Genomic DNA, 9,060 nt, shown 5'->3' on the forward strand with positions numbered 1-9,060 from the left:
CTAAGCGTAGGGAGGGATCATGCGAGGGCGATACGGAGCGGGACGATCCATCCTTCGATGGGTCTGGATTGCGGCCCTGGGTCTGGGGCCTTGGGCGCTCCCTTCCGCCACTTCGGCTTACCTTGAGATCATCCAAGGATCGAGCCTGGTGCGTTGGAAGACGGGTTCGCCCTCGACCCTCTGGAACGACACCGCCCAGACCTTGAGCTGGTCCTTCAACAGCATCAATTTTCCCCAATCGAACTGGCCTTCGATCGAACAGACCGGCGCCGCTCTCCAGAGCGCCTTTCAAAGCTACGAGGACGTGACGGGGTCTTCCATCCGCTTCAACCGGCTTCCGAACACGTCCGGAACCCCCGCCTCCAACGACGGGAAACTCGAGATCGCCTTCGCGCCGAACTCGTTGAGCGACTACTACGGGAACAACATCAGCGGAGCTTATGCGGTCACCTACATGTTGTGGAATATCAGCGGCGCCATGCTGGATGCCGACATCGTCTTCAACGGCGACCCCTCGGATTTCACCTGGTCCACGGCCGATCTTGCCGTTTCGACCACGACGGCCGACGTGGAAGTCACGATGCTTCACGAAGGCCTCCACGCCGTGGGCGGCGGCCACCCCGTCTACTTCTTCGCCGCCGTCTGGCCGACCGGCCGGTTCCCCGAACGGCCTCTGAACGACCGCTGCCTCTCCCCGGACGACCGCATTCTCCTGAGACTCCTCTATCCGGGATCCCCGGCTCTCGGCACGATCAACGGTCAGGTGAATTTCTCGGGGAGCGGGGGAGGGGTCGACCGCGCCATCGTCGTGGCCACGGATGCGAACGGGGTTCCACAGGCCACCCGGGTCACGGACTCCTCCGGCGCCTACTCGATCCAGGTTCCCGCGGGAACCTATTCCCTGACCGCCCACCATCATCGGAACAGCATGTACGGCCCGTCGGATATCGACTTCAGCGGAGCCTCGAACTTCACGACCGCGACGACGGTCAGCGGGGTCAACGTCACTTCCGGGGGAACCTCCACGGCGGCCACGATCGTCGCGACTTCCGGAACGCCGGTCATGGAGCTCACGGGGATCACGACCCTGCCGAACCCTCTTGAAAGCCAGGTTCAGTTCCTCTCCCCTGGATTCTCCGGGACGCTCCGGGTCCGCATTACGGGCGTCGCGCTGGCCACGAGCGATATCTCCTCGGTCGACCTGGGCCCTGGAATCACCGTCGCCGCGGTCAGCACCTCCACATCGGGAACCACGACCTTCCTCAATATCACCATCGCCGTCGCCTCCAACGCGTTCCCCGGACCCCGCACGCTTTCCATCACGCGCACGAACGGGGAGCGCGCGCTCTGGCCGGCGGCGGTCATGGTGCTCGAGGCGGGAACGCTGTCGCTCTCGGCGGGCCCCGACAACCCGGGCGCGGTTTCCGCCGCGCCGGGATCGACCGATGTGCCGCTTCTCCAGGTGCAGCTCCAGGCCGGAGCCGCCGAAGACGTGCGCCTCCGCCGCCTCCAGTTCACGATCACCGGCTCCGGACCTGCGCTCCCGGACGTCCGCCTGTGGAAGGTCGAATCCACCAACGTCCGCGTCTTCAGCGGAGCCGCCTACGCCAATAACCCCGTCTCGGAGACGAAACCGGCGACCCCGGCCGCCACCGTGGTCTTCGACCACGTGGCCTTGACCGCCCCGGCCGGCGGAACCCTGACGCTGCTTCTGACGGCGAATATGCCTTCGTCGGGCACCGGAAGCTATTCGGCCTCCCTGGCGGCCTCGGACATCACCGCCCACGGCATGTTTTACGGTGACGTGATCACCGTGACCGGAGGACCCGTGGCGGGCGGGCCCGTCGCCCTTGGGGCCATCGCCGTCTCGGGCCTGGGCCAGTTCCGCACGACCGCCGGAACCGCGATTCCCGTAGGAGGCTATACCCCGGAAACGCAGGTGACGATCCGGGGCACCGTCACCGCGCAAAGCGGAACCGTCGGACTTGAAGTCGAAGTCAAGCCCCTGGGATCGAGCTTCACCGGAACCGGGACGGTGTCCAGCACGGTCACGTTCCCCAGCGGAACCGAAATCAGCGTCGACGTCACCGGTCTTTCGAACCTCACGGCGTATCATTGGAGAGCCCGGGCCCTGAGCAGCACCTTGTCCCCCTCCGCGTGGGTCAGCTTCGGCGGAAACGCCGAGAGCGAACGGGATTTCTCGGTCGACACGGGAACCACCGCCCCCCCGACCGCGCTCGGTCAGTCGGAACCCGACGGCTCTCCGTCGATCCCCGTGGGCGGAACCGCCCGCGGAGGAATCCGGCTCTCGGCGACGAACGGCGCCAATTCCGACGGCCAGCAGGTCCGCCTGGAGATCGAAGTCCGCCCCGCGGGCGCGCCCTTCACGAACACGCCGACCCTCGTCAGCCCGTTCGTTCCCGGCGGCACGGCCGGGTCGGAGACCTTCTCGGGTCCCTTAGGGGACTATCATTGGCAGGCCCGCACCGTGGCCTTCTTCGGGTCCGAGTCCTCCTGGGTGGCTTTTGACCCGGCGCCCGTCCATTTCCGTCTGGAGCCGGTCGAATCCATCGAGGCCTCGGGCGGATGCGCCGGAAGCGCGGCCGCGCAATCCGGCTCCTTCGGCGCCGCCGTCGCGTTCCTTCTGGCGGCGGTCCTCGGGAGGACGGCGTTCCGGCGCCGCCGCCGCTCGGGCGCCGTGTTCGCGCTCCTCCTGGCCCTTCCGTCCGCCGCCTCCGCGGCCGACCCGCCCGACCTGCCGCGGTCGCTCTCCGAACCGGAACCTCCGACGGTCCGCGCCGGGCCCGACGCCCCCTGGGGCTCCTTCGCGCTCTACCTGGGCGCCGCGTTCCGGGATACGGAATTCCAGGCCACCGGAACGGACTCCATCGAGCGCGAAGTAGACGGCCTGGGCGCGGCGACGCTCGGCCTGGAGGCGCTGGTCAACCTTCACGAAGACTGGCGGATCGGCCTGGCGGCGGAAGCGGGATGGGGCGGAGACCTGAGGTTCGCCGGCGCCGGCCCCGCCGTCACCTGGACCTTCGCGCGTTCCCAGCCGAGGAAGTCCGGCGGCGCCTCCGACTTCGAACACCTTCTGAAACTCGGCGTCCTCTTTCAGACGCTCGAGGTGGATAAGAGCGACTTCGGCGACTTCAAACCCGCCTTCGAGGCGCGCGCGGGTTATGAACTGCGGATCCTGATGACCTCCGGATGGTGGGCGACCCTCGGACTCGAAGCCCGGTACGCCGTCTGGGACTACGACGAATCGATTCTGACCGGCGACGACGAACTGGGCGGCTTCGGCGTGTTCATCTCCGCGGGCGTCGCCTTCACCCCTTGAGCTGGACGTCCGGCGCCCCGGAGGGTAGGATCGCTCGCGCATGAGCGCCCCCGAGCGCCCGCCCGATCCCCCGCGGCTTCCGCGCCGCATCGTCCTGGGACTCGCGGCGGGCGCGGCGGCCGGACTCCTGGCCCACGCCTTTTTCCCGGAAGGAGACGCGCGGCTGGCCCGCTTCGTGCGCTACGTCGCCGAACCGGTCGGCCAGATCTTCCTCCGGCTGATCTTCATGGTGGTCCTGCCCCTGGTCTTCTCGGCGCTGGCCCTCGGGGTGGCGGGCCTGGGAGACCTCCGGCGGCTGGGACGAATCGGCGCCCGAACGCTTCTTTTCACCCTCCTCCTTTCGGGGGCCTCGGTCGCGATCGGCCTGACGCTGGCCAACCTTGTGCGCCCCGGAGAGCGGCTGCCGGAAGAGCGGCGCCGGGCGCTCCGCGACCAGATCCGGGACGAAGCACCGTCCGCCGTCGAGCAGGCCCGGCGCGCCAAGCCGCTGCGCGACGTCCTTCTCGATCTCATTCCCAAAAACCCCATTCAGGAGATGGTCGGCGCTCTCGACGGCAGTTCCCCCGGCGGGGGCATGCTCGCCGTGATGACCTTCGCCTTCTTCTTCGGCGTCGGCCTGGCGCTCGCCCCGGCCCGCGCGGGCCCGCTTGTCGCCGCCCTCGAGGGCCTCTACGACGTCTCCATGGCCGTCATCGGACTGGCGATGAAACTCGCCCCCCTGGGGGTCGCCGCGCTCATTTTTTCCCTCACCTCCACGCTGGGGCTGGGGATCCTGGCGACGCTGGCCCTTTACGTGGGCACCGTGGTGGCCGGCCTGGCGATCCACACCTTCGCGGTCTATCCCCTCGTGCTGGCCCTTGTGGCGCGGCGCAGCCCCCGCGCGTTCTTCCGCGGCGCCGCGGAAGCGATGCTGACCGCCTTCGGAACGTCCTCCTCGAGCGCCACCCTGCCCACCTCGCTCCGCGCCGCCGAGGGCCCCCTGGGAATCACCCCGCAGGTGGCGCGCTTCGTCCTGACCGTGGGGGCCACGGCGAACCAGAACGGCACCGCCCTCTACGAGGGGGTCACCGTCCTCTTCCTGGCGCAGGTGTTCGGCGTCGATCTTTCCCCCGCGCAGCAGGGAACCGTCCTTCTCATGTCCGTCCTGGCGGGCGTCGGCACCGCGGGCGTCCCCGGGGGATCGCTGCCGCTCGTGGCGGCGGTCCTGCTGGCGGTAGGCGTCCCGGCGGAGGGCATCGGCATCATCCTCGGGGTGGACCGCCTCCTCGACATGTGCCGCACGGCGGTCAACGTGACCGGGGATCTGGCCATCGCCGCGTGCGTCGATCGCGGCGCGGCGCCGGCCGCTCCGGCGCCTACCCGGGCGTGAAGAGGATCGAAAGGTTGTCGATCCGGCACCGGCTGTCGCTGTAGAAGAGAAGCTGCCCCTCGCCGTACTCGCCGTCCTCCCCCTCGCACACAAGCGCTCCGTCCGCGTAAAGCGCCAGGCGCGCCCCCTCGCGGACGACTCTCAGACGCGTCGTGCGCCCGCGCTCCGGCCGCCACGCTCCCGCCCCCGGGCCCAGCCTCCGCGAAAGCCACCCCACCCAGCCCGCCGCCTCCCGCCAGCGCGCCTTCTCCACGCTCACCGGAAACTTCAGAAGAACGGTCCGCGGCATCCCGTGGCGGTCCTCCGCCGTGTCGTCCGAGTCTCCCTCCGACCGGCCCACCCAGTCGAAGCCCAGAATCACCGCGTAGTGCGACGCGTGCCCCCGCCGGTAGTAGAGGTCCAGCGCGACGTTCTGCGCCTCCTCCACGGGCACGAGGTCGTACTCCACCGTCACGTCGCCTTTCACCGGAAACTTCCAGATCGCCACGGAGGCGCCCGGGCCGGATTCGAACGCCCCGTCCTCGATCTTCCACGTTCCCGGGAACCGCCGGCCGCCTTCCGACCCCGGAACTTCGAAGGCGTCTCCCTGCTCGCGGCCCCCGAAGTCGTAGAAGACCCGAAGGCGCTCCGCCCCACGCCGCTCCACCCGGCCCCGGTACCGGGCCCCGAGCTTTCGCTCCTCCTCGGTCCCCTCGGCGATCTCGTACAGCATCCGCTCCAGGGCCGGCCGGCGCTCGCGCACGAACGGATGATCCGGATGCTCGAGGATCTCTCCGATGAGTTTGCGCGCCGTCTCCCGCTCCCCCTTGCGGAAGCAGTCCTCCGCGGCGCCGAACTTCACCTCCAGACGCCTCCTCAGGTCCTCCCGGGCCGCTTCCACCGCGCCGGCCAGGTACGGATCCAGCCCCCGCACGCCCCCCTCGCGGGCGCGGATCAGGTGCCGAAACGCCTCGCCCCGCCGCGCGACCCCCGAGTAATAGAGAAAGATCCCCGCGCGGGCGTGAGCCGCGGCGTCCGGCGGACGCCCGCGGAACGCCAGCGCCGCCAGATCCTCCGCGCCCAGCGGCCGCTCCGAGGCGTCCACCGGCCCGCCCCCCTCCGGGATGAAGACCGTGCCCCCCTCGCGCCGTTCGAACCGTCCCGTTCCCAGCCCCGGAAGCTCCACCCGCTCCCCGGAGGCCACGAGGGCGCGGTAGGCTTCCTCCGCCTCCCGGAGGAAAAGCGCCGTCCACGCGGCGCTCCGCAGATCGAGAATCGCGGCGTGCGCCGTCTCCAAGTCGCCCGCGTCGCGCGCGTCGGGAACCGCGGCCTCGCAGATCGCGGCCACCTCCGCGGGATCCCACGCCTCGAGGGCGCGGCGCAGCTTTTCGTAATCGACCCCCTCCGCGCGGACGAAGGGGCGCTCGGCCTCGGTCCACGGTGCGAAAAGGAACCCGGCCACCGCGCGCGCCGCCCGCCTCGGGTCGCGCCGCGCCATCGCCTCCCGGAACGCCTCCTCGACCCTTGTGAGGTACGCGTCCCCGACCTCGCGGCGCGCCCGCGCCCGGGCGGCCCGGCGCTCGAGATCCTCCCGGATCCGATCCGCCTCCGGCGAGCGGACCGCCTCCGGGCGCGCGGGTTCCCGCGGCGGCTCCTCCGGACCCCGAGGCCCGGACGCCGGGGGCGCGGCCGGCGGAGCGGCGGTCCGAACGAGCGACACGAGAAACCCCACGCCCGCCGCCGCGGCGACGAGCGCCGTCAGAATCGGGCGGCGGCGCAGGACGCCGAGCGGAGACTCCGCGGACATCTTCACTTCGGAGTGAGCTTGAAGTAGCGGTTCTTCTTGCCGACCCGGAGGAGCGCTCCCTCCTTCACCTTGAGGACCGCCTTCGGGTCGGTGACCCGCACGCCGTCCACCTCCACGCCGCCCTGCTCCACGAGCCGGCGCGCCTCGCTCTTGGAAGGAGGAATCCGGGTGAGCATGAGCAGATCCACCACGCCCGCCTCGGCCGGAACCTCGAGGCGCGGGACCTCGGTGGGCGTCTCCTTGCGGGCCACGACCTTGTCCCATTCCGCGGCGGCCGCGTCGGCCTGATCGCGACCGTGATAGGCGGCCGTGATTTCCCGGCCCAGGCGGTCCTTGGCCGATTTCGGATGCGTCTTGGCCGGATCGCACATCCGGTCGATCTCGTCGACGGGAAGGGAGGTCAGCAGCGTATACCATTCCTTCATCGCCGCGTCCGGGATGCTCATCACGCGCGAGTACATTTCGAAGGGTTCCATCGCCACGCCGATGTAGTTGCCGAGGGATTTGGACATCCGCTCCCGGCCGTCCGTGCCCGTCAGGATCGGCGTGGTCATGGCCACCTGGGGCTCCATCCCCAGGTCCCTCATGAGGTCGCGCCCGACCATGAGGTTGAAGAGCTGGTCCGTCCCCCCCAGTTCCACGTCCGCCCGCACCACCACCGAGTCGTAGGCCTGCATGACCAGGTACAGGAACTCGTGCAGGCCGATGGGCACCCCCTCGCGGTAACGCTTGGAAAAGTCGTCGCGCTCGAGAAAGCGCGCCACCGTCATTTTGGAAGCCAGCTTGACCAGCTCGTAGAAGGGCAACGGCTTCAGCCACGCGCTGTTGCGGACCACTTCGAGGCGCGACGCGTCCAGAACCCGGCCGACCTGCTCCACGTACGTCTTCGCGTGCGCCTCGACTTCGGCGGGCGAAAGCTGCGGGCGGGTCTTGCTGCGACCCGTGGGATCGCCCACGAGCGCCGTGAAATCCCCGATGATGAGGACCGCCTGGTGGCCGAGATCCTGGAACTGGCGGAGCTTGCGGAGGACCACGGTGTGGCCCAGATGAATGTCGGGCGCGGTGGGATCGACCCCCAGCTTGACGCGCAGGGGGGTTCCCCGTTCCAGCTTCCGCAGAAGCTCCTCCTGCGTATGCACCGTCACGGTGCCGCGGAGAAGGTCGCGGAGCTGCTCGCGGGCGGATTTCATTTCGCCTTCTTTCCCCGGTGACGCCCGTCGCGCCACTCGGCCCATTTGCGCGGATCGGGACCCAGGCGCTCCCCCGTCAGGTGCAGGAGAATCCAGCTCAGCGCCTCCCGGTAGCCCGGATTATTGGTCCTCTCCATCGCCCGGATCAAGAGTTCGAGGGCCGGTTCCTTCTCGTCCTCGGACAGCAGCTGGGCGCACAGGTACGTTTCCTGCGCGGGCCGGGAATCGATCGTCTTGCCGAGCCATTCCAGCGGATTCTCCAGAAAATGCCCGAACGCGGCCGGCACCACCCGCACGATCGCCGGTTCGAACTGGATCCTCCGGGTGATGTCGCGCCCGTCGGCCTCGAGCTTGAGCGGCTGAATCCACGCGTTCACCGTGAAGACCGCGATCTCGGCGGGCGGGGCGGGCTCGAACGACGTGTCCAGCGTGAACCGCTTCTCCCACTGGGCCCCCGGAGCGATGGGAATCTCCGCTTCGAAGCGCACTTCCTGATGACGGGTCAGAATCGTGGACTCGTTCTGCAGACCCGTCACGCGGATCTCCACCTCCACGACGGCCAGTCCGCCGGCCGGCTCGGCGGCCGTTCCGGGATCGAACCGCACCGTGAGAGGCCCCTTGAAGAGATTCCTCAGCCGCAACGCCAGCTCGACCGGCTCGCCCGCCCGCCACGCCCGGCGATCCTGGACCACCTTCGCTTCCAGGAGCGTCGTCTGGGTCACCATGTGTTCGCAGTAGCGCCGCAGCCGGCGGACCTTCTCGGCGGCGGCGACCTTCGGTTCCAGCGTCTCCAGCGCCCGCGCCATGTCGTACCCGCGCTGGTAGTGGCCCTTGAGGGCGTACGCGGCCGCCTCGTGATACTTGGCGTTCACGTACCGGTCCACCGCATCTTTCTCCAGCTTGGGAGCGTCCTTGGGCGGATCGAGCTCGGGCGCCTCCCGCGTAAAGGCGTAGGGATCCGGCGCCGGCGCGCCCGCTCCCGCGATCTCCCGCAGAATCTGGACCAGATCCAGAACTCCCTTCTCCTTCAGGCGCTCCTCCACCGCCGGAATCGCCGCCCGGCCCAGCTCCAGAAGCCGGCGCCGCCCGATCGCGCGCAGCTCCGGATCCGCGTCCAGCACCCATCCGGCCGCCCGGCGGGCCTCCTCCCCGGCGTCCGGGCCCTGCGGGGCCATCCCCAGAAGAAGAAGCCACCCTGCCGCTCTCATGACGCACTCCTTCCCGACCACCGTTCACTCGACGGTGACGCTTTTGGCGAGATTGCGGGGACGGTCCACGTCGCGTCCGAGGGCCACCGCCGCGTGGTAGGCCAGAAGCTGCAGCGGAATCACCGCCAGGATCGGCGAGAAGATCTCCTCGCAGGGCGGAATCTCCA

General features: G+C 69.6%; 5 protein-coding genes. 2 read left to right on the forward strand and 3 right to left on the reverse strand.

All coding sequences use genetic code 11. From position 1 onward, the window contains the following. Window positions 1-148: 148 nt before the first annotated feature. Window positions 149-3,340, forward strand: a complete 3,192-nt coding sequence (locus VNO22_10675; GenBank protein ID HXG61830.1) for a hypothetical protein — start codon at window positions 149-151, stop codon at window positions 3,338-3,340. A gap of 40 nt (window positions 3,341-3,380) precedes the next feature. Continuing rightward, window positions 3,381-4,709 carry a dicarboxylate/amino acid:cation symporter gene (locus VNO22_10680; protein HXG61831.1) on the forward strand — a complete coding sequence of 443 codons (1,329 nt, stop codon included), beginning with the start codon at window positions 3,381-3,383 and terminating at the stop codon, window positions 4,707-4,709. Here VNO22_10680 and VNO22_10685 read toward each other — a convergent pair. The 3 genes from VNO22_10685 to VNO22_10695 are packed head-to-tail and all read right to left on the reverse strand — an operon-like array spanning window position 4,696 to window position 8,893. Continuing rightward, window positions 4,696-6,495, reverse strand: coding sequence for a hypothetical protein (locus VNO22_10685; GenBank protein ID HXG61832.1), 1,800 nt, complete (start codon window positions 6,493-6,495; stop codon window positions 4,696-4,698). The genes VNO22_10680 and VNO22_10685 overlap by 14 nt on opposite strands. A 2-nt stretch (window positions 6,496-6,497) precedes the next feature. Next, the gene (gene tyrS / locus VNO22_10690; protein ID HXG61833.1) at window positions 6,498-7,685 is read right to left on the reverse strand and encodes a tyrosine--tRNA ligase; all 1,188 of its coding nucleotides are present in this window, start codon (window positions 7,683-7,685) and stop codon (window positions 6,498-6,500) included. Next, window positions 7,682-8,893, reverse strand: coding sequence for a hypothetical protein (locus VNO22_10695; GenBank protein ID HXG61834.1), 1,212 nt, complete (start codon window positions 8,891-8,893; stop codon window positions 7,682-7,684). The genes tyrS and VNO22_10695 overlap by 4 nt, the downstream gene beginning before the upstream one ends. Window positions 8,894-9,060: the final 167 nt, after the last annotated feature.

This window comes from Planctomycetota bacterium (assembly GCA_035574235.1).
Taxonomy (GTDB): Bacteria; Planctomycetota; MHYJ01; order MHYJ01; family JACPRB01; genus DATLZA01.